Source organism: Asticcacaulis sp. (assembly GCF_027484505.1).
GTDB lineage: Bacteria > Pseudomonadota > Alphaproteobacteria > Caulobacterales > Caulobacteraceae > Asticcacaulis.
Genome location: NZ_JAIXSV010000159.1, coordinates 1 through 23524, shown reverse-complemented (window position 1 = coordinate 23524; position 23524 = coordinate 1). Strand labels below are relative to the sequence as shown.

Genomic DNA, 23524 nt, shown 5'->3' with positions numbered 1-23524 from the left:
CGCGTATTTATATGACAACCTTCGGCGCTGTCCAGTGCGATGGCATCTGGGGTTAGGCTTCATCTGCGCGTGGGCAGGGAGAACATTCAGAGCTTCATGCCGAAAAGGGGACCCCGCTATTTCAGCACATAGCTTTTGAACCGGGTTCCGATCACGACAGATCGAAACCCGGTCCTGAGGTTTAAAATTTACCACGCACGCCCACCGAGACGCTGCGGCCATTGAAGGTGTAGCCGCCGAACTGGCCGTTCTGGGTGAACTGCCACTGGGCTTCGTTGGTCAGGTTCTGCGCCTCGATGACCAGCGTGAACTGATCGTCGATCTTGTAGCTGAAATTGCCATCCAGCGACCCATAGGCCTTGTCGTTCAGGCTGGCGAGACCGCCGGTGCCGACCGAGGCCAGCACGTCATCCACCCAGGCATAGGACAGACGCGCCCCCAGACGGTCCTTTTCGTAATAGACCGTCAGGTTGTAGCTGTTCCTGGCCACGTTCTGCATCTTGTCGGTGAGGGTGGCCGAATAGGCCGCCTCTGAGTCGGTGCGCGTATAGCTGGTCAACGCACCCAGACCGTCCCACGGTGCGGGCAGGTCACGGAAGTTCTGCTGCCACGCCAGTTCCATGCCCTTCACCCAGGCATTACCGCCATTGACCGGAGCTGTCAGGGTGTAATTCTGACCGTCGATAGCAATGGTGGTGTTCTGGTTATAAACAAAGGTGGTGATGTCCTTGTAGAACAGGCCACCGATCAGGGCCGAACCCGGCGCAAAATACCACTCCGCCGTCAGATCATATTGGTTGGCTTCGAACGGATCGAGCAGCGGGTTGCCACCGACGGCGGTGAAGACGGTCCCCGATGAGTTGAGCGTCAGTCGCGGCGACAGATCGGCCAGAGACGGACGGGTGATGACCTTGGCCGCAGCCGCGTGGACCTGCACGCGATCCGTCACCTCATAGACGAGGTTGAGGCTCGGCAGGGTGTCACGATAGGTCTTTTCAAAGCGCACGGGCAGGGCGGCCGTGCCCGTGTCGGCGTGGCCTTGCGACACCTGCTCGGTTTCGGCGTAGCGCACGCCCACTTCGCCGCGCAGGGTGCGTCCGAACAGTTGCGTGTCGATATCCGCCGCCGTGTAGGCCGCCGAGATCTTTTCCGCCACATAGTAGGAGTTGCGCAGGTCGCCGCGCGCCGGCGCCGTATTGGCGATGGCCGACATATCGAGGATGGCCATGAACTTATCACGGTTCGGGCTCAGCCACGTCTTGGGCAGAGTGGCCCCAACCTCGCCCAGGAAGTTATCGACGGCGATGGTGTCGTAATAGTCGCGGCCGAACAGGGTGTTGTTGCCACCGATCGTCTTGCCGCTCAGATCGCGGGTAAAGTTGATGTCGCGGCGGTTATAGCGACGCGACCGGTCGCGGAGCTTCACGCCGGCTGAAATCTGGCTGAACGGGCCGAAGCTCAGCTCACGCCTGGCGTCAAACTGCACGGCGTTTTCTTCGTCCAGCGAGTCGTTGACGCGCCATTCCAGACGGCGGAAGGGCAGGATCGGGTCGCTCAGGCTGCGCGTCAGGAAGGTCAGGGTCGGCACGCCGTCACCTACCTGCGGCAGTGAGAAGTCGAGTCCGCCGGATGAACCCAGCACGCGGGTACGGGTGATCGGCTTGTCGGTATTGGAATAGGCGCGCGCCACATAGAGGCTGCCGCTCAAATCCCACGCCCCCAGTTTGTGTTTGACGCTCAGATCGGTCAGCTGGTTGTCGTGGACCAGATAGTCGATTTCACGCCCGATCTGGGTGCTGGTCGAGGTGGTGCGCCCACCGACCAGCGCGCCATCGCGGACCTGACCCGTATTGGCGACGAGGCTGGTGAGGACGAAATCCGCCGAATAGGTCAGCTCGTCATAGAAGTCGTCGAGGTGCGAATAGAGGTGAGAGAGCGAGATTTCGGTGCCTTCGCGCGGCTTCCACTGCACGGCGGCAGTGACGCCCCAGCGTTCGCGGCGCTCGGTTTCCAGCGTCGGGCGCACGGCGCTTGGCACATAGGTGGTGTCCGTCACACCGTCGCCATTGACATCGATCTTGCCCGTCGTCCAGCTAACGCCCGTGATGCGGTCCGAGCGCAGGCTGCGGATGCCGTAATTGGCCGACACGAGCACACCCAACGTGCGGTCCTCGTTATTCCAGCTCCAAAGGCCCGACATTTTAGGATCAATCTTTTTGGCCAGTTCGACATAGGTCGAGGTCAGGCTGATGGCCGAGGTCGGGCGTTTGAAGTCGAGCGGCTTGAAGGTACGCAGATTGACCGTACCGCCAATCGCCCCTTCGTCCATGGCGGCCAGAGGCGACTTGATGACCTCAACGCCGGAGACCATTTCGGTGGCCAGAGTATCGAAGCGGAACTGACGGCCCGATTGCCCGGAATCGCGCACGTTTTCGTTCACAGCGGCGCTGCGGCCATCAATGGTCACGTTCTGGAAATTGGGGCCAAGGCCGCGCACGCGCACGAACAGGCCTTCGCCACGGTCGCGCGTGATGGAGATGCCCGGTACGCGCTGAAGCGCTTCGGCGATATTGTTAGCGGGAAACTTGCCGATATCTTCGGCATTGATGACGTCAACGACATTGGTGGCGCGGCGCTTTTCGTTGAGCGCCTTCGACAGGGAGTTACGGAAGCTGGTGACGACCACCTCTTCGACGGGCTCGTCCCTGACGGGGGCTTCGGCGCTGGCGGCCGGAGCGACGGCCGTGGCCGTGCGGGCGACAGGGGCCGAGGTCTGCACCTGACCGGCGCGGATCACCACGACCTCACCCTTCATCGTATAGGCGAGCGACTGACCGTGTAGGAGACGGGTCAGGGCCTGGTCAAGGCTGAGGCGGCCACTGAGGGCGGCGGTGCGTTTGCCGCTGGTCAGAGCGGGGTCGGCGACGATCTGCACACCGGTCAGGCGCGACAGCTGCACCAGGGCGGTATCGAGCGAGCCCGCCTTGATGTCGATATCCATGGCGCGCGAGGCTACAGTCTGCGCCTGCGCGATGTGCGGGGTCAGGCCCCCTAAGGTGAGAGCCGTCAGCGAGGCCGACAGGCAAAGAAGTCGATGGAAGGTCACGGTCTTATCCCCATTTGGCCGGTGCGCGGGCCCATCCCCGCTGGCGGCTCTGGGAAAAGGACGGAAAAAGACGGGGCGGACCGGACAGGGTTTTTGGTGAAATATTTATGACGGAGTCAGGTCGCGGCCTCAGCGCAGCGTGATGACGTCGCCCTGCTTTTCGACGGTAAAGCCGTGCACCAGCGCCAGCGCCTCCAGTTGCGCTTCGGGGGCATCGAGGCGGATGCGCCCCACAATCGGCTTTTGTTTCAGAGCCTCGTCGGCAAAGCGGATGCTCAGGCCCGATTGGCGGCTGAGCGCCTGCACGACGCGCTCCAGCGGCCAGTGGTCGGGCTCGATCCAGCCGCGGCGCCAGTCGTCGCCCTGCGGATCGAAGCGGCTTAAGGGTTTGACGTGGCCGCTTTCGAGACTGGCGCGCATGCCGCGCGTGAAATCGCCATAGCGGCGCTCATCACCGGTCAGGCGCACCTTGCCCTCATAGACGTCCAGTTCGACGCCGTTCGGCAGATAGCTGAGGTTAAATTCGGTGCCAAGCACACGCACCTTGCCGCCGCTAAGCCCGACATAGAACGGGCGCGAGGCGTCGTGCGCCACGTCGAAATAGGCCTCACCGCTTTTGAGCGCCACGTGGCGGCGGTAGCCGGTCAGGCGCGCTTCCAGACGCGACCCGCCGTTCAGCGTTACATGGCTGCCGTCGGCGAGCGTCAGTTCACGCACCTCGCCGGGCCTTGTGCTGTAAACGGACAATGGCGTCGTCCACTCGGCCATGAAGGGCGGCAGGAGAAACAGGCTGAGGCACGCGGCCAGCGCCAGACCCGCCCCGCCCCAGACAACCGGCCTTTGCCACAGGGCGCGGCGGGACACGGGCGCGCCGGACGATTCCTGATCAAACTGCGTCAGGGCATCATGCAGGGCGCGGTCCTGCGCAATCCGCAGCAGGCGCTGATAGGCAGCCTCATGGCGCGTATCGGAGCGCCGCCAGTACAGCCCTTCGTCGGTTTCACCCTGTGTCAGGGTTTGATCGGCATAACGGGCGGCGGTGTTCCACAGAAGATCGTCGGTGTCCGCACCCTCAGGCGTCATAGCGTTTTCTTTTCTTTTCAGCCCGGGCGAGCGTCTCATGCAATTGCCGCAGGCCGCGCGTTATGTGTTTTTCGACGGCGTCCACCGACAGGTTCAGACTCCGGGCAATATCACTGCAGGTTTCGCCATGCAATCGCCGCCGGATCAGAACCTCGCGACGCAACGGCGGCATGTCCTTAAGGGCTTCGGTGAAGGCTTCGAGACGCTGCTTGTGCATCAGAACCTGCTCCGGCAAGGGGTTGTCGCAGGCCAGAGTGTCCTCGATGGCCTCGGTGGGACGCAAACGCTCGGCTCTGAAATGGTCGCTGATCAGGTTGAGCGCGATGCGTCGCGCCAGTGCGGCGACATTGTCCACCTTGTGGTCGCGCACATAGGCCACCAGTCGCGCCAGCGTTTCCTGCACCACGTCCTCGCACAGGCCATGGTCGCGCACCTTACCCGCGACAAAGCGCGACAGGCGCTGACGCTCATCGGCAATCCACAGGAAGGGCAAAGGGGCGGGCGACATGACAGCCTCCGCTCTAGTGGGCAAATGTGACGGTTTTTTTATAGGCCTCGCGCGCCATGCCATTTGGCGGGCATTAAACCGTCACTGTGGCTTTGAGGTTCAACCTTTTGACCACGGCCCGCCCTCGACCAGCAAAACCATGCCGATAGCGGGCAAGTAGACGCACAGGGTATAGAGCGGCTGATCCATCGGGCAATGCAGGGCATAGGCGGCGGCGGCCAACCCGGCAAAGCCCAGCGCCGCGCACAGTCGCAGCAGACGGGGCTGAGACGAGGCGGTGCGGCTGAGCCACATTGGCGTGACCAGCCGCATGGCCACCCACGCGCTGAGGAGGATGGTCAGGCCGCACAGGGCCGCGCCGCCGAAGCCGCCTGCTGTGGCGCCGTCCCACCCTGAGCTTGCCACTTGCCACCACAGGGCAAGGCCGTGGCTCAACAGGATGACGGGCAGCGGGGCGAGGTCGCTCCAGTGACAGCGGCCTTCGGGGCGTGACAGGGCGTTAGCGGCGTGCAGCGCCGACAGTCCGGCCCAGCCCCACAACAGCGGTTTGAGCAGGGCAAACCGCGCCTGAAGCAAAGCCCCCTCAATATCGGTAAATTCCGGGCGCATCCCATAAAAGCCCACCACCCAAAACAGAGTCATGGCGGTGAAGACGAGGGCGAGGCCCAAAAGCCGCCCGGCGCTCAGCGGTTTGACGGGGCGCAGGTCTTCGCTCAGCCGCTCGATCAGGTCGTGTGGCGGCCTTACCATCGGAACAGCCAGCGCCCGGCGACGCTGCCGATCAGGGCCGCCACCAGATTGGGGGCCAGATAGATCAGCAGCAGATAGGCCGGGGCGTCGTGATCGCAATGCAGCGTGTAGGCCACCGTCATCAGGGCCGAGGCGGCAAAGGCGCTGAGTGCCCCAAACAGCGCGGGATTGCCGGGCGCGGCGTGGCGCAGCCATACGGCCCAGCCCAAGCCCAGCCCCGCCATGCCGCCGACCAGTATGGTCAGGAAACACACCGGCGCGCCGTCCGACAGGCCTGTCATAGCTGCGGGCAGGCCACTCAATGCGACATCCATACCGGTCAGGGTGGTCAGGGCAATGACCGCCAGCCCCAAAAGCCCGGTTTGCACGCGGTTGAGTGCCCCTTCCGGTCGCGCCGTGGCCTGCACCTGCCAGACGGCCAGCGCGGCAAGGCCGATAAAAAAGGCCGTCTTGGCATAGGCCGACAGGTTATCCGCCACGCGCCCTTCACTGAGCAGCAGACGCATTTCGGGGCGCGCGCCGTAAACCGTCAGGACAAAGGCGGTGCCCGCCAGCAGGCTTAAGCCCACCCACAGCCACAGGCCACGGCGGCCCATCGGGGCAACCGGGTTGACGGACTGGCTTAAGGACTCGATCAGGTCGGGGGTGTTATGGTTGCTCATCTTCGTACACTTTCCGGGGCACGCCGACGCTGTCCCGTAACTTTTTCAATCCTCTGTGGACGATGACCTTGACGGCGGCCACCGATTTGCCGGTCAAACGCGACACGTCCTCCAGGCTGAGTTCTTCGACCTTGTGCAGGCGGATGACGCGTGCCTGATCGACGGGCAGTTGCGACAACAGTACCTGAACGTCACGCCGCGCTATGGCGGCGGGCAGGCCCAGAGAGGCCTCATCCACCGGTTCGTTCATTTCGTTCAGCTCAACATGTACGTAGCGCCCGTATTTTCGGACGTGGTCGATCAGCTTGTGCCGCGCCACGGCGGCGATCCACGGCATGAAGGGGGCCGTCGGGTCATAGGTGTGGCGCTTTTCATGCACCGCGACCAGCGTGATCTGGGTCAGGTCTTCGGTATCGGGCGATTGCAGGCGACGGCGAAAATAGGCCGAAAGCCACGGGCGCAGGGCGGTGAGCAGGGCGCGATAGGCCTCCGCATCGCCGCGTTGGGCGGCGCGCATCTGCTGCTGCCACAGATCGGGTTGACTGAGGCTCATGAGCTTGTCTCTGTCGCGTCAAGGCCGGTGACCAATCCTTCGGCCAGCCATTGACCCAGCCACGCGCCGATCTGCGCCGTGAGGTCTCGGTCGGGGGCGTCGCGCGTCAGGGTTTCGCAAGCCGCGGCAAAACCCTGACCGACCGCCAGCGCGCAGATGAGGGCATATTCGTCGGCCTCCAGCGTGCGAAAGCGCGAAGCGAGCGCTGTCTTCCACACGCACAGACCACTCGTCGCTTCGAAATAGAGCACCTCCGGCGGTGTCTTGTCTTTCGACAGGGCGCGCCACAGGGCCGGGGCATTGGAGCGGATGGGGCGGTGACGCAGGGCCGGATTGAGGACAAAGCGCACCGTCTCCCAGTCGCCGACCTGCATCAGGGCCGTCCCATCGAGCAGGTCCGCATCTTCGGCGGCGAAGGCCTGTCGCAGGGCGGCATCGAGCCACGCCAGCTCGGCGATTTCGGGATCATCGGGAAAACGTCCGGCCAGAAAGGCCGCAAAGTCCTGCCCATAATCGTCCAGTGACCACTGGCTGGACGGATGCTGTTCGATATAGGCGAGGACTGCTGAATGGAAGGCGTCATCACCCAGCCACGCCCAGACCTGCGCATAGGTTTCCGCCATTGCCCCCGACAGCCGCGCACGATAGGCGTGGTGATAGACACGCATCCCTTCGCTTAGCGTGGGGGCGGGGTTGGCCAGAATCTGACCCAGAAACGCCTGTTGGGTAGCCACCAGACTCATACGCACACCCCAACTGAGGCAAGGCGGCGGGCGGTATCGAGTTCGCTCAACAGCTCATAAAGGGGTGGAATCTCGTCGTCGCGCTCGATCATCACGGCGGCGTGGCTAAGGCACGTGGCGACCTCAGCCCACAGCCCCCACACCCCGTCCGGGACGGGCGCATCGTGGGTGTCGATCAACAGGGTGTCGCCCTGCGAATGGCCGGCCAGATGCACCTGACGCACGCGCTCCAGCGGCAGGCCGTCCAGATAGGCTTGCGCCGAAAAGCCGTGATTGTGGGCGCTGACGAAGACATTGTTGATATCCAGCAGCAGGTAGCAGCCCGTGCGACGGCATAGCTCTGTCAGAAAGCCCCATTCCGTGTAGGCATCTTCGGCAAAGGTAACGTAGGTCGAGGGATTTTCGATCAGCAGCGGCCGCTGAAGGAAACTCTGCACGCGGTCGATATGGCGGCAGACGGTAGCCATCGCCTCTTCGGTCAGGGGCAGGGGCAGAAGGTCGTGGCTGTTGCGACCATTGATGCCGGTCCAGCACAGATGATCGGACACCCACAGGGGGTCCACGCGCGAAATCAGGGTTTGCAGCCGCCTTAGATAGTCCGGTCCCGGTCCATCCGGTGAGCCCAGCGACATGGAGACGCCGTGCATCGCTATGGGATAGTCGGCCCGCACACGATCCAGCACATGTAGGGGCCGCCCGCCGTCGATCATGAAATTTTCCGAGATGATCTCGAAAAAGTCGATCGAGGGCGGTGAGGCCAGAATGGCTTCGTAATGGGGCGGTCTGAGGCCGAGGCCAAAGCCGGGAAAGGGGGCAAGGGAAGTGGGCATGGACAGGTCCGGAGAAGGGCCGGTGCGACACCGGCCCCGCAGGGCATACTTAACCGATATCGCCGATCACGCCACCCTGAGCCAGGCATTCCTTGGCCTTGATGGCCTTGAACCCATGACCCTTGCAGACGTTCTGACCCTTGCATTCGTGCGTCGTGGTGGCGCAGTCGGCCGTGCCCTTGCAGGTGTTGATGCCATAGCAATGGACGATGTCGTCGGCGGCCACGGCGGCACCCTTGCTGCCCGCAGGGGCGGTGGCGGCGGTAGCGAAGCTGGCGGCGGCCATAAGGGCGGCAGCGGACGCGATGATGGCGCCGGTTTTCACAGTGATCATGATGGGCTCTCTCAAAATAGGTGCAGTGCCGGTGTGGCATCAGGGAGTACGCGGCCTTCGGGGATGAGGTTACACAGCTTCTCATTTATTTTTTGTCCCGCCCCCTCTGTAACCTTTGTGCGGGGCCTTGCGTACCTCCTGCCAGACGCGATGAGGCGTCGTCTCGCAAGGAGAACCCCATGTCTGTTTCCCGTTCCGGTCTGGCCATCGCCGCTGCCCTGTCTCTGGCCTCGTCTCTGGCTGCGGGTACCGCCGCCGCCGATACCCAAAAGCCCGCCAAGGCCCCGGCGGCCAAGGAAGCCTGCTATGGCATCGCCAAGGCCGGGCAAAACGACTGCAAGGCCGGTCCGGGCACCAGCTGCGCCGGCAGTTCCAAGGTCGATTACGACGGCAAGGCCTTCAAGCTGGTTGATAAGGGCACCTGCGTCACCATCAAGACGCCCAAGGGCAATGGCTCTTTGACTCCGAAGGCTTGAGACAATGATCGGCGCGGGGCTGGGCTTGAAGCCGCAACACTATACGGAGGCGACGGGCGACCGCCGCCCCGGCCTGTGGTTTGAGGTTCACCCCGAAAATGTCATGGTCGAAGGTGGTCCACGACTGGCCGCTCTTGAGCGGGTGCGCGCGGCGCATCCTCTGTCCCTGCATGGGGTGGGGCTGTCTCTGGGCGGTCCCGACCCGCTGGATCAGCCCCATCTGAAGCGCTTTCGTGCCCTGATCGACCGCTTTGCGCCCTTTGTGGTGTCCGAGCATCTGGCATGGTCGCGCTTTGAGGGCCACAGCGTGCCGGACCTGCTGCCGGTCCTGCGCACCTCAGTGGAATTGCAGCGCATTTGTGAACGCATAGACGCGGCGCAAACGGCTCTGGGGCGGGCTCTGCTGATCGAAAACCCCAGCCATTATCTGAACCTGCGTGGCCACGACTATGAAGAGGCCGAGTTCCTGAGCGAACTGGTTAAGCGCACCGGCTGCGGCCTGCTGGTTGATCTCAACAATGTCTTCGTCAGCGCGCGCAATATCGGCAGCGACCCGCTTGCGTGGTTACAGGCGCTCCCCGCGCAGGCCGTGGGGGAGATTCATCTGGCCGGGCACAGCCAAGACCCGGTGCGCGGCGCGGCACTGCTGATCGACAGCCACGATCGCCCCGTCGATGAGCGCGTATGGGCGTTGCTGGACGCCGCGCTTGATCTGTGGGGGCCGCGCCCGGTCCTGATCGAACGGGACGGTGAGGTGCCTGCCTATGTCGAACTGATCGCCGAGCGTGAACGGGCGCAGGCGCGGCTGCATCTGGAGGTGGCCGCATGAGCGCCTTTCATCAGGCCTTTGCCGAAGCGCTTACGGGTGATCCGGAGGCGCTGGCGGCGTGGGTGCAAACGCCCGACTTAGCCATCGTGGCCGTTTATCGCAATACCATCGCGTCGGCTCTGGTCGAGGCGCTTGAGGCCGCTTTTCCGGCCGTGGTGGCGGCGCTGGGTTCAGACAATTTCCGTCAGGTGGCCGCGGCCTTTGCGCGCGACCATTACCCGGCCGATCCGATGCTGCATGATTACGGTGACGGGTTTGCCGATTGGCTGGCGGCGCAGGATGCGCTGGCCGACATGGACTGGCTGCCGGATCTGGCCCGGCTCGACCATCTGCGTTTGAGCGTGCTGAATGCGGCGGATGGAGTGGCAACATCTGCCGAGGTGTTTGCCGACCTGTCGCCCGAAGCCCTCAGCCACGCCCGCGCGCGCCTGATCCCGGCGGCGCGGCTGATCCAATTTGACACCACACTGCTGAGCGTCTGGGACGCGCTGTTGACGGGTGAGGGCGAGGGGCTGGAGCGACGGCCTGAGTCGGAAACCCTGCTGGTGCGTCGGGTGGGCGAAGGTGTCGAAGTGCGTCGCCTTGACGCCGATATGGCGGCCTTTCTCAGCGTCTGTGCCGACGGCGGCACCCTGTCCGGGGCGGCGGAGGTGGCCCTGACCTGCGACCCCACGACCGACCTTACGGCCCTGTTCAGTCATGTGCTGGGCCTCACTTGTCTGCAACTCTCAACCGAAAGCGACCCCCTATGACCCGCAAGCTGACCGACTGGATCAATCCGCCCGCCCAACTTATGGCCAAGCTGCCGGAAGACGTCATCGCCCTGATCGCGCGCTTCGGCGTGGCGGCCATCTTCTTCAGCTCGGCGCGCACCAAGGTTGATGGCTTGTTCCACATCACCGATGGCACCTATGTGCTGTTTGAGCAGGAATACGCCCTGCCGCTGATCCCACCGCACGCCGCTGCGGTGACGGCCACCGTCTCCGAACACCTGTTTTCGGTGTTGCTGGTGCTGGGCCTGTTTACCCGTTATTCGGCGCTGGCCTTTCTCGGCATGACGGCGGTTATTGAAATCTTCGTCTATCCCGATGCCTGGCCGACGCATCTGAGCTGGGCCGGCCTGCTGATCTATCTGATCGGGCGTGGCGGCGGAGCCTTCAGCCTCGATCGGCGGCTGGGGCTGATTTAGTTTGTGAAGTTTTCATTAAGTTTCGGCGCGTCGCGTCAGGAACGGCGTCCCTTGGCTTGAGAGGGCGTGCTGTATGCCCTCAGCCTTTAGGGGATACTGGCATGAAACTTTCCACCCAACTTATGCTGATGGCTTCGGCCATGAGCCTGAGCCTCGGACTGGCGGCAACCGCCGTGCAAGCCGAAGAGGCGACCAAGGCCAATGAAGAGGCCAAGGCCAAGGACAATGGCAATGTGACCGAAGTGGTCATCTATGCCAACCGTTCGACGGCCACCTCGGCCCAGATGAAAAGCGCCAACACCATCAGCGTGATGTCGGCCGAAGACCTTGAACACACCGCCGTGCACAATGTCGCCGAAGCCCTGGCCCTGCTGCCGGGCGTCACCGTCACCAACACCGGCAACTCCTTCTTCGGCGGCGTGGACGGGGCCTCGCGCGGGGAAGGCATGTTCGTCGGCGTGCGTGGCATGAACACCGAATTTACCCTCGCCCTGATCAACGGCGTCAATGTCGCGCAGGGTATGCCCTATTCGCGTCAGGTTCAGCTCAGCCTGCTGCCGCCGTCCGGCCTGAAGACCATCGTGGTCAACAAGAACTCGACCGCCGAAATGGACGGCGACGCCATCGGCGGCACGGTTGATTTCCGCACGCCGTCGGCCTTTGGCTTCAAGGACGGCTACATGTCTGTGGCCGTGTCGGGCCGCGTCGAGAGCCGCGCGCGCGATTACGGTGAGGATGGTCTGGGTGGCGGCGTCAGCGCCGAATACGCCCGTCGCTTTGGGGCCAACAAGCAGTTCGGCTTCTACGGCAGCGCCTTCTATGACAAGCGCAACTATGCCAACTCGATGATCGCCGGCATTATGACGGCGCAGCAGGACGGCAACTGGGGGTATCTGCACGCGGTGAAAGACGCCAGCGGCAACTTCCAGAACCCGACGGGTTACGACAAGGAAGCCAACCTCGCCCAGACGGGCCTGAACACCGGCGTATCGACGGGCTTTACCGAGCGTTACGGCGGCAACTTCTCGGCCGACTGGCGCGTGGATGACACGCTGGATATCTATCTGCGCGGCTCGTATGCTTTCGCGGAAACGCACCAGAACTCGACTCTGGCGCAGTTCGTCAACAGCAAGGTCTATGTCGAAAACGCGACCACGCCGGGTCTGTTCGACCTGACCGGCGTTACCAATTCGTCGGTGCGCGCCTGGTACGAAACCAACCCGGAACAGGCCGATCTCGGCACCCTGAGTCTGGGCGCGGTCAAGCGCGTTGGTAACTGGACCCTGTCGCCCTCGGTCTTCTATTCGGAAGGCGATAATGACCGTCCGAACCACATCGAAGCCTCGATGCGCAACAACCAGTCCGATGATTACAACAAGGGGCCTCTGGCCGGTCAGCCCGTGGCCTATGCTGGTATGTTCATCGCCTATAACAGCGACGGCTATCCGATCCCGATGCTCAATGCCACGCAGCAAACCCAGATCAACAACGCCTCGACCACGCTTCTGGCGCGTCGCGCCGGGCAGTTGACGCAGCAGTTTTCGGGTCAGGAAAAGGCAGGCCTGAAGTTTGATGCGCAGTACGATTTTGACGGCGGCAACCTTGCCTATATCAAGACCGGCCTGAAATACGTCGCCAGCCATCGCCGCGTGATCAACCGTGACTATACCAATAATCATCTGGCCAATGTGATGCAAAAGGCCGGGGTGAAGTGGGCCGATGTCGGTCTGGCCACCGACTATTTCGACTCGATCTATCCGGGCCTCTACAATATCCGCGCCCCGAAGGTGAATCAGGACCGCCTGTTCGAAATCTTCTACACCTACTTCCCGATGGCGACGGCTCTGGCCGATCCGGAATATATGAACGGCAACACGCTGAAGGGCGATGAAAACGTCTCCGCCGCCTACGTCACCGGCAAGTACGATTTCGGTGCGCTGGAGGTCATTCCGGGCCTGCGTTTTGAGCATACGGACATCAAGAACACCTACTGGAACAGCACCAAAAAGACCTTTGAGTCCAATTCGACCGATTACAACGAATGGCTGCCCAGCCTGTTCGTCAACTATCGTCCGGAAACCGGCGGCGTTTACCGCGCCTCCTTGACGCGTGCCTATATGCGCCCGGCAATGGTGCAACTGGGCAACAAGACGACCACCCGTGAAGGCGACAACAAGAGCCTGACGATTGTGCAGGGCAATCCGGACCTCAAGCCGTTGCAGTCGTGGAACCTCGACCTGTCGGGCGAATGGTCGAACGCCGAAGGCGGCTACGCCATGATCGGCGCCTACTACAAAAAGCTGTCGGACTATATGTACGACAACGGCTCGACGCAGGTGAACACGGGTGAAACCCCGACCAACCTCCTGACCTATAACGGCAAGACCTATGACCGCGTCAGCCTTTCGCACCCCACCAATGGCGGCGAAGGCACGGTGAAGGGTCTGGAAATCCAGCTCTATCAGAAGCTCGCCATGCTGCCGGGCTGGCTGTCGGGCTTCGGGGCCGGTGCCAACTTCACCCGCCAGTGGACCGAGGTCGATATCGGCAAGGGTGAAAAGCACCCGATCCAGAACGCCCCGGAATATCTGGCCAATGTGAAGGTCAACTACGCCTGGAAGGGCCTGACCGTGGACCTGACCCACAACTATACCGGCGAAGCGGTCATTGCCTATAATGATGTCGCCGGTCTCGAACTGTGGACCCGTCCTGTGAAGCGCACCGACCTGCACGCCGGTTACGATTTCGGCACGGGTCTGAAGCTCGACCTGTCGGTGTCCAACCTGTTCAAGGACTATTCCTACTGGGCGCACGTCGGCAAGAACAGCCTGGCGATCAACGACATCGTGGACTCCGGTTCGACGACGCTGCTGACGCTGAAATATACGTACTAAGCTTATCCTCTCAGGCGTATCTCCAGACGCCTGAAGCCTGACCTCCGGGAGCCGCAAGGCTTCCGGGGGCTCCAGAAGATAGAATTTAGAGCGGGATGATTTTAGATAGAAGCGTCATCCCGCTCTAAATTTCTGTTTTGTGGCGCAATTTTTCCGAAAAGTGGTATCCACTTTATCGGCTTGCGCTCTAGCCACGAACGGCACGAAAAGCACGAACGCCGAGCGCAAGTACCGCTTCTGCCCGAAGGGCTTTTTCCGATTGTGCGTCAAGACGGGGACAGGGCGCTTCGCGCAAACGTGTTCGCGCAATGAGGTTCGTGCTGTTCGTGCCGTTTGTGGTTAATAATCAGACCGAACGCCGGGTCATACGAGCCTAATAATCATATCTCAGGCTGAGCGTCAGGCGTTGACCGGAGTCGATGATATCCGACAGGGCCAGACTGTCTTTGCCCACATGCGCCCAGTAGCTGTAGGCTCCGGTCAGGTTGGTGGCCGACAGCGACAGGCGCAGACGCGGCCGGACCTGCCAGTCGGCGGCGAGGTCGAGCCGGGCGGCGGGCCTGACCCACACATTGTCCCAGTCGCCGGGCGCGGCCAGCGCATTATAGCTTGAGAGATAGGCCCCCGTATGCTGGGCGCTCAGGGTCACTGTGGCGCGTTTGTACCGATAGGTGGCGGTGAGGTTGGCCAGCCAGTCCGGCGCGTTCTGCATGGCTATCTTGCGGCCCAGTTCGTCGCTGCCGAGATCGACCTGCGTCCATTGCCGGCTGAGCGTGCCGCCGGCGGTCAGGGTGCCGCCCGCCACCGACCAGTCGTGGCGCGCTTCGGCCTCAAGCCCCTGCACCCCGCCGCGCCCGCCATTTTGCGGCGTCAGGAGCCGCAGGTCCGTGCGGCCAAACAGGACATCGCCCCCACTGCCGCCGCTGTCGAACAGATAGTGTTCCAGCCGTTTGGCATAGGCCCCCAGGCTATAGCGCGTGCCGCCGGGGGTGCGGCCTTCAACCGACAGATCCAGATTGAGCGCCGTGACGGGCTTCAGCGACGGATTGCCCTGCCGCAGCAGGGGCGTCCCGTCGTCGGCGGGCTGATAGCGCACGCCGCTGCCCAGCAGCATGAAGGCCGGGCGCGTATAGCCGCGCCACAGGGCCAGCCGCCAGACGTGATCTTCATCGGGGCGATAGTTGAGGCGCAGGCTGGGCAGGCCGACACCATAGGTCGTGCGGCTTTGCCCCCAGTGGCCCGGCACCTCGCTCACCCCGGTGGGCGGGGCGGGGATGACCCAGAAGCGGTTGTCGATGCGCGTCTGTTCATAGCGCAGGCCGGGTGCGATCTCCAGTCGCCCTATGACCCAGCGCGCACTCAGATAGGCGGCGGCCACCGTTTCGCGGCCATGCTGACGGTTGCAGTTCTCGTTATTGATGGCCAGCGTGGCGCACGTATCGAAGCTCTGTGGCGTCACGTAGCGATGAAAATAGTCGGCCAGCCGCTCATGATCGACCTTGGGCAGGTGCCAGTCGAAACGCCCCGGAAAGGCCTGATCATAATAGCCGCGGATCAGGCCCAGTTCTTCCCAGGTCACGCCGCCCCGCCCCACAAGATCGGCGAAATAGCCATTGGTCCAGTTCCGGTCGGTGACCTCGCGCACGCTGTCGGTCCATTTGAGGCCAAAGGCCAGTTGCCGCAGGGCGCGGTCAGGGGCGGTATATTCGGCATCGAAGCGCGCGCCCTGACGGTACTGACGGCTGGTCTGCACCGTGAACTGCCCGGCGCGGCGAGCCAGCAGGCGCTCACCGACGGTATCCAGATCGGCGCGCAACTCCGGTGTGAGTTGCGGCGTCGGGAAACCGTCCGCATAGCCGATCAGAAGACCGGTATAGGGGCGTCTCTGGGCGCTGTTATAACTGTCCATCTGATCGATACGCGCTGAGGCTTCGATGCGTTCGGGCCGGTCGCTGCGTCCCTGACTGAAGAACAAGGACGGGGTGAGGACCCACGCCCCCGCCTGACGGCGCGCGCCAACACTGACCGCCGACAGGCTGGCCAGATCGGGATTGGTTTCGTACCACAGGCGCGTCGAGACGCTGCCCACAGACAGACGGTAACGCCCGCGGCCGTCGTCGGTCCAGCTCAGATTGCGTCCGACCACCTGACTGAGGGTCGAATTTTGCTCGGTGCGGTTATGGGCGGCCGTGGCGCGCAGCCAGCCGTCCCAGTGATCATTGAAACGGCCGGTCAGGGTCAGAACGTCATAGCGGGCGCGGCTCTCGCCCGTAGAGACGCCGACATTGAGCGCCGTAGCGGTCAGCAGGCTTTGCGGATCGGCTCCGGCCGGCAGGGTGCCCTTGGGCGAGTCCGACCACAGATAGGCCCAGCCGGCATCGTTTTGCGCCGACATGATGCCGGCGATTTCAGAATTGGCGTAGCGCCGACGGTCTTCAAAATGGCTGAGATAGAGGCCAAAGCGCTCATCGCGGCCAAAACGGCGGGCATATTCGAAGCCGACACCGCCGCCGAGGCCGGAGTCTCCGTAGGCTTCGGCGCGGCGGTTGTCATAGGCCGAAACGCTCAGCGACAGGTGCTGGCGGGCGCGGAAGTCGCTGGCCGTCGGGGTGCGGAAGTCGATGGCGGCGCTGATGACATCGCCGTCCATATCCGGCGTTGGCACCTTGCTCAGGACGATCGACTGAAACCCCGTCGGTGGCAGCAGGTTCAGTTGCACGCCGCGTGAATTAGGCAGGCCCTGCGCCAGCGACACGCCGTCGATCATGTTGAGATTAAATTCGGTGTTCAGGCCACGAAAGGCGCTGAACAGGCCTTCGGCGCGCGAGGCGGAATCGACGCCGCCGCTGAAAGACCGGCCGGTATTGAGCACGGTGACACCCGGCAAGACGCCCAGCGCTTCGGTGACATTGCGCGCCGCCGTGCGCTCCAGATCACTACGCGACAGGATGGCCGTGGCTTGTGGCGCGCTAAGGCTGGCGTCGAAGTGGTCTGTGTCCTGACGCGGGTTCAGGATCATGCGTTGCGCCACCACCACGACCTCGCGCACGGGCTCGGCCGTGTCCACGGCTCGCGGTGTGGGTACGGGGCGCGCGGCCAAATGGGGCGCAGGCGGTGAGACGACGATAAAGGTGCGCGCGTCGATCTGACGGATCGACAGGCCAGAGCGCGACAGGACGCGGCGAAAGGCGGCTTCGGCTTCCAGTGTACCGGAGACGGCGGCACCCTTGTGGGCGCGCACCTGATCGCCGGAAAAGAGGATCTGCACCTGCCCCTGCTCGGCCACGCGCCGCAAGGCTTGCTCCAGCGGCAGGGCCGGTACGTCGAATCGCCGGGGCGCGGCCTGCGCTGCTGGGGCCCAGAGCGTCGCGGTCATGACGGTCGCGGTCATAACGCTGGCCAGGCGTGGCAGATAGACCTTGGGCAGTGGCCCGCTCATCCAAAAATGCCTTCACTCACATCCCCACCGGCTTGATAGTCAGGCGGCGTGATAGATTTATGACGTTTCACCGAACGTTGGTCGGGTGTGCTCGTGTCATCAGCCTGTCATCAAAAGCCTGTTTGACAGTTTTTTGGCGGTTGTGGCGCGCGGCGGCGTTAAAAGCTCTGGAGATGCGTGTTCACAACCGGCGGACCATGTACGGTATCTATGACAGGTGGACGATGAGGCCGGACCCCGAAGCCTTCAGGGCGGGTAACGCGGCTGCGCAGGTGAGCGGGCTGATCGAGCGGCTGGATGGACGCTTGCGCCGCTATCTGGGGCGGGCCCTGCGGCCTGACGATGCGGACGACGCCCTTCAGGATATCTATGCGCGGCTGGTAAGGCTGGCGCAGCGTGAACCGCCGCCGGAGTTTAACATCACCTACGTGTTCAAGACCGCCGACAGTGTGATCCGCGACCTCTATCGCCATCGCCGCCGGCGCGAAGGCGATCAGCATGTCGAGCTGTCGGACAATCTGCCCGAAGACGCGCCGACACCGTTTGACGAGCTGCGCTGGCGTCAGAATGCGGACCTCTTACGTCAGGCCATCCGCAAACTCAATTCACAGGAACGTCTGGTGCTGATGCTGCACCGGGTCGAAGGCCTGAAACTCACTGAAATTTCGCAAAAACAGGGCATTCCCCTGCGCAGCGTGCAACGTCTGCTCGCCGACGCTCTGGCCAAATGCCGACATAATCTCAAGGACAGCGGATGGTACGAACAGTAATCCCGTTTCAGGGAAAGGGGACACCGCCTCAGGACGCGGAGGCGCTGCGTCTGGTCGAGGCGATGACCGACGCTGAAGAGGGCGCGGCGAACGCGACCGGGACGGCGGGTGATGCGTGGACGCAGCGCGAGCTGGAGGCCGTGTGGGACGCTGTGGGTCTGCTCGATGCGGCGGATTTCGCTGAGACGCGCCCGCAACGCGCGTGGTGGCCCATGGCTGTGGGCATGGCGGCGGCGGTCGTGCTGGGGCTGGGGGTGTGGTTTGTCGCCCAGCGTCCGGTTGTCTACGAGACAAAGGTAGGCCAGCGTCAGGCGGTCGTTCTGGCCGACGGGTCGCGCGTGACGCTGAATACAGGCAGCCGTATCGAGGTGCGCGGGCGCAAGGTCGATCTGATGCGTGGCGAGGCGCTGTTCGAGGTGGCGCATAAGCCTGACGCCCGTCCCTTTGACGTGCGCACCGATCTGGCTCAGGTCCGTGTGACCGGAACGCGCTTTACGGTGCGCCGCGAAGAGACCGGCACCGATGTCAATCTGATCGAGGGGCATGTCGAGGTGCGCGGCCATAGGTCGGACGCACAGCTTGTGAAGCTGGAGGCTGGTCAGGCGGTGGCGGTGGACCGCGCCGGTCACTTAGGCCCGGTGCATCCGGCGGATACGGCGGGCGTGAGTGACTGGCTGCAAGGGCGGCTGACCTTCAGCGGTACGCCGCTGAAAGAAGCGGTGGCCGAGATGAACCGCTACAGCGACCGCAAGCTGATCGTGGCCGATGCGCGGTTATCAGCTTTGCGCATCGACGGTGAGTTCGAGGCGGGCAATACCGAGGCCCTCGCTCAGGCCCTGCACGCCCTCTATGGCGTGGACACGCAAGCGAGCGAGGACGGCATCCGGCTGCGTTCGGGCCGGGACTGAGCGGTAAGGCGCAGAACGCACCTCTCAGAACGCTTCTGGCCAGTCCGGACGACCGCGGCGAAAAGCAAGAGGAAAATAAAGCGCCCGATTGACCGCATCCTGATTGTGGGGGGAGGGGGGCGTATTTGTTCCTTCGCTGGCTGTCCTTAAGCTTGCCGGGTCATCCGACATTCCCCAAATATTCCGGAGCCCGATATGCCGAAGATTAAGACGCTTGAAGACGCCTTTATCCACGAACTGTCCGATATCTACAGTGCCGAAAAGCAACTGACCAAGGCGCTGCCCAAACTGGCGCGCGCCGCCACCCATCCGCAACTGGCCGAAGGCTTCACCCAGCATCTGGAAGAAACACAAGGCCAGATTGAGCGCATCGACCAGATCGTCGAAGCGCAGGGCCTCAAGCTCAAGCGGGTCAAGTGTCTGGCCATGGAAGGGCTGGTCGCTGAGGGCGGCGAAACCATCGAGGAGATCGAAAAAGGTCCGGTGCGCGACGTCATGCTGATCGTCGGTGCGCAAAAGGTCGAACACTACGAGATCGCCGCCTATGGCAGCCTGATCACGCTGGCCGATCAGCTGGGTTATTCCGACGCTTCCCGCCTGTTGAAAGAAACCTTGCAGGAAGAAAAGGCGACCGACGAAAAGCTCAACGGGCTGGCGACCTCCGAGGTCAACCGTCAGGCGCTCGAAGCCGCTGCCGAGGTCGAACCGGCGTAGTAAGTCGCGGTTACTCATCCACTGAAAACGCTTTTGGCCAGAATGATGACCCGCGCATCAGTCTGGCTTATTTGTACCTGCCGCCAAGGAATGATCAATAAGACTGGATTTATAGATCAAAAAATGCCATTATTTTGATCTATAAATAAGGCAGTTATACATCATGACATGGAACTGGCAGCACCCGGACTGGCCCCATTTTATTTGGGACGCGCACACAATGAGGGCTGCCGAGGCAGCCTTTCTTCAGGGCGCGGGCGTGGCCCTGGGCGTTGCTAAACATCTGGCCAACAGGGATCATCAGGAGATCAGTGTCGAAATCCTGAGCGGTGAGGCGGTCGATACCTCGGCCATTGAAGGCGAGATTTTGGACCGGGGAAGCGTTCAGTCCTCTATCCAGCGGCATCTCGGTCTTGACACGGACCATCGCCGCGTTCGCCCGGCGGAGGCGGGCATCGCCGAGATGATGGTCGATCTCTACACCCATTTATCAGACCCGCTGACCGAAGACACACTGTTTCAGTGGCACCGTTTGCTGATGAGGGGGCGCGCTGATCTCACCGACATCGGTGCCTACCGTAAAGACGAGGAGCCCATGCAAATCGTTTCCGGGGCGATCTATGCGCCCAAGGTGCATTTTGAGGCCCCGCCCGCGATCAGGATGCCTGAGGAAATGGCGCTGTTTCTGGAGTGGTTTTCCCGAACCGCCCCTTCCGGTGACACTCCGCTACCCGCACTGACGCGGGCGGGCATTGCCCATCTGTGGTTTGAATCGATCCACCCGTTTGAAGACGGCAATGGTCGCATTGGCCGCGCCATTGCCGAAAAGGCGCTGGCTCAGGGCCTTAATAAGCCGGCCATTACCGGGATCGCCGGCCCCTTGCTGCGGCATCGCAAAGACTATTACCTCGCGCTGGAAGCCGCCAGCCGAACCCTTGATGTCGGGGAATGGTTGTTATGGTTCGCCGATAAGGCCATCGGGGCGCAGGCACGCACCCTGCACCATATCGAGTTCATCATGGCCAAGACGCGATTGTTTGAACGCTTGCGGGGTCAGCTTAATCCACGTCAGGAAAAAGCCTTACGGCGCATGTTTGCCGAGGGGGTAGAGGGTTTCAAGGGCGGCCTGAGCGCCGCAAACTATATGACCATCACCGGCGCTCTATCCGCCACCACTACACGCGATCTGGCTTCGCTGGTTGATCTGGGAGCGTTGATCAAAGCGGGAGAACGCAAATCCACGCGCTACCACTTAAACCTTGCGTTCACTTAACAATAAAGCGTCGGACGCATGTCTACTCAAATACGAAAACGCTTTTTGGGGATATGAGTGATGCGGCAGGCGAGATCCGCTTCACCCGACGCCACGATATAGTGGTCGCCAGCGTCAACAATCCCCGTCGTAAAGACGACATCGCGCAAATACATCTGGTGTTCGATGGGCCGCGTCAGTTCGGCATTAGCCTCCAGCAGTGGGGTCGTTGCGGTGTGCAGGACACGGCTGGGGTCGTTCGCGTCGAGCAACGACCAGTAGGTGCGATAGATGCCCACAACCTCGTGCGGCTCGACCCCGTGCCACAGGGTCAGCCAGCCCTGAGGGGTCAGTATAGGCGGGGTGCCACCGCCCATGCGCTCCATGATCAGCGTGCCGGACGGCGGGCGCAGGCCCGGCCGCTCAAACGGTTTCCAGAACAGGGCGTCTTTGGAGACCGCCAGATTGATTGACGGCCCGGCGCGCCAGTCGCTGCCCGGCGGATAGGCGAAATAGAGCGCCCCCAAAGGCCGCGTCTGGGCCCAGTAATAGCCGTCGATTAAGCCTTCAAAGATCAGCATGTCCTTGTTCTGATGGTCGAGGACGATCCCTTCAAAGGTCCAGTTGAGGCCGTTTTGCGAGCTATAGAGGGTGGTTGAATGGCGCTCGGGGCTCACTGAACAGGTGGTCATCAGCCAGCGGTCCCCGGCGCGGCTGATGCGCGCATCCTCCACCCCATAGCACTGAAAACTATAGGCCGGCGCAATGGCGCGGTCATAATGCAGAGTAAGAACGCGTGTACCGTCGGGGCTCAGTTCGACGGGCAACAGCCACGACAGAGAGGTCAGGGCCATCACCTTCCACTGCCCGCCGGCGAGGGTGAACTTGCGCGGATCGGCGGTGTTCGCCTGATCGAGCGGCCAGGCGTCGAGGCCATAGGTCTGCGTCTCCTCATCCCAGCGGATGGCGTGGACGTGGCCATCGACGATGGGCTCGCGCAGGGCTTCGGCGATGCGCACCATCATCAGCAGATTGCCGTTCGGCAGACGCAGGAGGCCAGGATTAAACGCCCCCAGCACGAAGGTTTCCGCCTTCAGGTGCCCGGCGAGAGGCGAGCGCGACAGGTTAATATCATCAGGTGTCAGGACAAGCTGATCAACGGGGTAGGGCATATCGCTCACCGGATGAAACATATAGGGCGTGGACATCATTCACACTGCGTCAGGGCTACGGGACCATCGGATATTCGCGGTAAGCGGGATATGGGCCGCCGACGGGGTGACGTAAGCAATCAGCAAAGTTGCGGGAAGGTGGGGCGATCCGCATTTTCTTTTGATGCCGGCAACCGGGTTCTGGTGACCGGCGGCACGACCGGCATCGGGCGGGTCACGGTGGCGTTGCTGGTCGAACAGGGGGCGCGCGTCGTCACCTTTGGGCGGCACCAGCCGGAACTGGAGGACGCGCTGGCGCATGCGCGTGAGGTCAATGCGGACGCCGACATCCATGGACTGACCGCCGATGTCTCGACCCGCGAGGGCGTGGCCCGTGTCTTTGCGGCGGTGGACGACAGCTTGGGCGGGCTTGACATCCTGATCAACAATGCCGGTCTGGCCGTCGGCGGGGCGCAGGAGGAGACCGATGAGGACTGGCGGCTGGCGGCAGAGACCAACTATCGCCTGCGCCCGTGAGGCCATAGCGCGCCTGAAAGACAGCGGGGCCGGTCATCTGGTATTTGTGGGTCAGGACATCAAAGACCGTTTGCCATACACCCATCTGCCCCTATGATTGTCTGAACTCAAAAAAAGAGGGACACAATTGATCAACTTTGAGTCGCTGGAAAATCTGCCGGCCTATCTGATGTTTCTGGGCACAGGTGTGCTTGTCTGGCTGGTGGGCATAACCGTTTATCTGTGGGTGACGCCCATTCGTGAGCTGGAGGAAATCCGCAAGGGCAATATTGCCGTGGCGATCCATTTTCTGGCGGTCAGTCTGGCTCTGGCCTTCCCGATCCAGTCCGTCGGCCATTCGACCTTCAATGCGGGGGACATGGTCCTGTGGGGCGGTATTGGCATTGTGTCGCAGATCGTTCTGCACCTGCTGGTTCGCCTGTTCGGCAAAAGCTTCTATACGCGTCTGACCGAACCGGGGAATGAGAAGGGCTGTATCGCGGCGGCTCTGGCGCTGTCGGCGCTCAGTCTGGTCGTGGGTATGCTCAACGCCTCGGCCTTGTCGTACTGAGGCCCGTGCACAATCATGACCCGCTATAATTCCACCCGGGCCTACAGGGCCGATTATCTGACCCGTCTCAATCGGCGCAAGGCGCGCTGGGTCGCGGCGCTGGCGACAACCGTTTCGGCGCTCGCCATGCTGACGGGCTGCGATGCGCCACAGGCAACGCAGGCCCCGCCGGTTGCCCAGACCGAGCAGATGCGCGTCTACAAGACACTGGACGAATGCAAGGCGGCGCAGGACGACGATAAACTG

The 23524-nt window shown here is 62.7% G+C and carries 22 protein-coding genes and 1 pseudogene; 12 read left to right on the top strand and 11 right to left on the bottom strand.

Annotation, left to right across the window (positions count from 1 at the left end; translation table 11 throughout):
* Positions 1 to 181: 181 nt before the first annotated feature.
* The 9 genes from Q0072_RS10190 to Q0072_RS10150 all read right to left on the bottom strand — a co-directional run bounded on the left by Q0072_RS10190 (position 182) and on the right by Q0072_RS10150 (position 8569).
* The gene (locus tag Q0072_RS10190; RefSeq protein ID WP_298329340.1) at positions 182 to 3106 is read right to left on the bottom strand and encodes a TonB-dependent receptor; all 2925 of its coding nucleotides are present in this window, start codon (positions 3104 to 3106) and stop codon (positions 182 to 184) included.
* Positions 3107 to 3235: 129 nt separating this feature from the next.
* A complete protein-coding gene (locus Q0072_RS10185) occupies positions 3236 to 4189 on the bottom strand; it encodes a FecR family protein (RefSeq protein ID WP_298329337.1) in 954 nt (317 codons plus the stop codon).
* On the bottom strand, positions 4179 to 4697 hold the full coding sequence (locus tag Q0072_RS10180; protein ID WP_298329335.1) for an RNA polymerase sigma factor: 519 nt from the start codon (positions 4695 to 4697) through the stop codon (positions 4179 to 4181). The genes Q0072_RS10185 and Q0072_RS10180 overlap by 11 nt, the downstream gene beginning before the upstream one ends.
* A 99-nt stretch (positions 4698 to 4796) precedes the next feature.
* The gene (locus Q0072_RS10175) at positions 4797 to 5447 is read right to left on the bottom strand and encodes an NrsF family protein (RefSeq protein ID WP_298329332.1); all 651 of its coding nucleotides are present in this window, start codon (positions 5445 to 5447) and stop codon (positions 4797 to 4799) included.
* A complete protein-coding gene (locus Q0072_RS10170) occupies positions 5441 to 6109 on the bottom strand; it encodes an NrsF family protein (protein WP_298329327.1) in 669 nt (222 codons plus the stop codon). The genes Q0072_RS10175 and Q0072_RS10170 overlap by 7 nt, the downstream gene beginning before the upstream one ends.
* Positions 6096 to 6662 (bottom strand): sigma-70 family RNA polymerase sigma factor, encoded by a 567-nt coding sequence (locus Q0072_RS10165; RefSeq protein ID WP_298329326.1) that lies wholly within the window; start codon positions 6660 to 6662, stop codon positions 6096 to 6098. Before Q0072_RS10165 ends, Q0072_RS10170 begins: the two co-directional genes overlap by 14 nt.
* Positions 6659 to 7405 carry a DNA-binding domain-containing protein gene (locus Q0072_RS10160; RefSeq protein ID WP_298329323.1) on the bottom strand — a complete coding sequence of 249 codons (747 nt, stop codon included), beginning with the start codon at positions 7403 to 7405 and terminating at the stop codon, positions 6659 to 6661. The genes Q0072_RS10165 and Q0072_RS10160 overlap by 4 nt, the downstream gene beginning before the upstream one ends.
* On the bottom strand, positions 7402 to 8235 hold the full coding sequence (locus Q0072_RS10155) for a DUF692 domain-containing protein (RefSeq protein WP_298329320.1): 834 nt from the start codon (positions 8233 to 8235) through the stop codon (positions 7402 to 7404). The genes Q0072_RS10160 and Q0072_RS10155 overlap by 4 nt, the downstream gene beginning before the upstream one ends.
* A gap of 49 nt (positions 8236 to 8284) precedes the next feature.
* Positions 8285 to 8569, bottom strand: coding sequence for a hypothetical protein (locus Q0072_RS10150; protein WP_298329318.1), 285 nt, complete (start codon positions 8567 to 8569; stop codon positions 8285 to 8287).
* A gap of 179 nt (positions 8570 to 8748) precedes the next feature.
* Here Q0072_RS10150 and Q0072_RS10145 point away from each other — a divergent pair, with 179 nt between their 5' ends.
* The 5 genes from Q0072_RS10145 to Q0072_RS10125 all read left to right on the top strand — a co-directional run bounded on the left by Q0072_RS10145 (position 8749) and on the right by Q0072_RS10125 (position 13957).
* Complete coding sequence (locus Q0072_RS10145; protein WP_298329315.1) at positions 8749 to 9045, top strand: DUF2282 domain-containing protein; 297 nt, start codon at positions 8749 to 8751, stop codon at positions 9043 to 9045.
* Between the two features lie 4 nt (positions 9046 to 9049).
* Positions 9050 to 9874 (top strand): DUF692 domain-containing protein, encoded by an 825-nt coding sequence (locus Q0072_RS10140; protein ID WP_298329312.1) that lies wholly within the window; start codon positions 9050 to 9052, stop codon positions 9872 to 9874.
* Positions 9871 to 10626 carry a DNA-binding domain-containing protein gene (locus Q0072_RS10135; RefSeq protein ID WP_298329309.1) on the top strand — a complete coding sequence of 252 codons (756 nt, stop codon included), beginning with the start codon at positions 9871 to 9873 and terminating at the stop codon, positions 10624 to 10626. The genes Q0072_RS10140 and Q0072_RS10135 overlap by 4 nt, the downstream gene beginning before the upstream one ends.
* A complete protein-coding gene (locus Q0072_RS10130; protein ID WP_298329306.1) occupies positions 10623 to 11063 on the top strand; it encodes a DoxX family protein in 441 nt (146 codons plus the stop codon). Before Q0072_RS10135 ends, Q0072_RS10130 begins: the two co-directional genes overlap by 4 nt.
* Positions 11064 to 11164: 101 nt before the next feature.
* Complete coding sequence (locus Q0072_RS10125; protein ID WP_298329302.1) at positions 11165 to 13957, top strand: TonB-dependent receptor; 2793 nt, start codon at positions 11165 to 11167, stop codon at positions 13955 to 13957.
* A 373-nt stretch (positions 13958 to 14330) separates the two neighbouring features.
* On the opposite strand, the gene Q0072_RS10120 is transcribed toward Q0072_RS10125, so the two are convergent.
* Positions 14331 to 17396, bottom strand: a complete 3066-nt coding sequence (locus Q0072_RS10120; RefSeq protein ID WP_298329299.1) for a TonB-dependent receptor — start codon at positions 17394 to 17396, stop codon at positions 14331 to 14333.
* Between the two features lie 173 nt (positions 17397 to 17569).
* Here Q0072_RS10120 and Q0072_RS10115 point away from each other — a divergent pair, with 173 nt between their 5' ends.
* From Q0072_RS10115 to Q0072_RS10100, 4 genes are all read left to right on the top strand, one after another.
* Positions 17570 to 18166: a sigma-70 family RNA polymerase sigma factor gene (locus Q0072_RS10115; RefSeq protein ID WP_366941797.1), complete on the top strand. Its 597-nt coding sequence runs from the start codon at positions 17570 to 17572 to the stop codon at positions 18164 to 18166.
* Positions 18151 to 19074 carry a FecR family protein gene (locus tag Q0072_RS10110; RefSeq protein WP_298329296.1) on the top strand — a complete coding sequence of 308 codons (924 nt, stop codon included), beginning with the start codon at positions 18151 to 18153 and terminating at the stop codon, positions 19072 to 19074. The genes Q0072_RS10115 and Q0072_RS10110 overlap by 16 nt, the downstream gene beginning before the upstream one ends.
* A 195-nt stretch (positions 19075 to 19269) precedes the next feature.
* The gene (locus Q0072_RS10105; RefSeq protein ID WP_298329293.1) at positions 19270 to 19788 is read left to right on the top strand and encodes a ferritin-like domain-containing protein; all 519 of its coding nucleotides are present in this window, start codon (positions 19270 to 19272) and stop codon (positions 19786 to 19788) included.
* A 163-nt stretch (positions 19789 to 19951) separates the two neighbouring features.
* Positions 19952 to 21061, top strand: a complete 1110-nt coding sequence (locus Q0072_RS10100; protein WP_298329290.1) for a Fic family protein — start codon at positions 19952 to 19954, stop codon at positions 21059 to 21061.
* A gap of 26 nt (positions 21062 to 21087) precedes the next feature.
* On the opposite strand, the gene Q0072_RS10095 is transcribed toward Q0072_RS10100, so the two are convergent.
* On the bottom strand, positions 21088 to 22212 hold the full coding sequence (locus tag Q0072_RS10095) for a glycosidase (RefSeq protein ID WP_298329287.1): 1125 nt from the start codon (positions 22210 to 22212) through the stop codon (positions 21088 to 21090).
* Between the two features lie 138 nt (positions 22213 to 22350).
* On the opposite strand from Q0072_RS10095, the gene Q0072_RS10090 reads away from it, so the two are divergent.
* From Q0072_RS10090 to Q0072_RS10080, 3 genes and pseudogenes are all read left to right on the top strand, one after another.
* Positions 22351 to 22728 (top strand): SDR family NAD(P)-dependent oxidoreductase, encoded by a 378-nt coding sequence (locus Q0072_RS10090; protein ID WP_298329284.1) that lies wholly within the window; start codon positions 22351 to 22353, stop codon positions 22726 to 22728.
* 127 nt (positions 22729 to 22855) lie between these two features.
* Positions 22856 to 23278: a DUF350 domain-containing protein gene (locus Q0072_RS10085; RefSeq protein WP_298329281.1), complete on the top strand. Its 423-nt coding sequence runs from the start codon at positions 22856 to 22858 to the stop codon at positions 23276 to 23278.
* 15 nt (positions 23279 to 23293) lie between these two features.
* Positions 23294 to 23524: pseudogene (locus Q0072_RS10080) on the top strand (DUF1190 domain-containing protein); the annotation flags it as partial.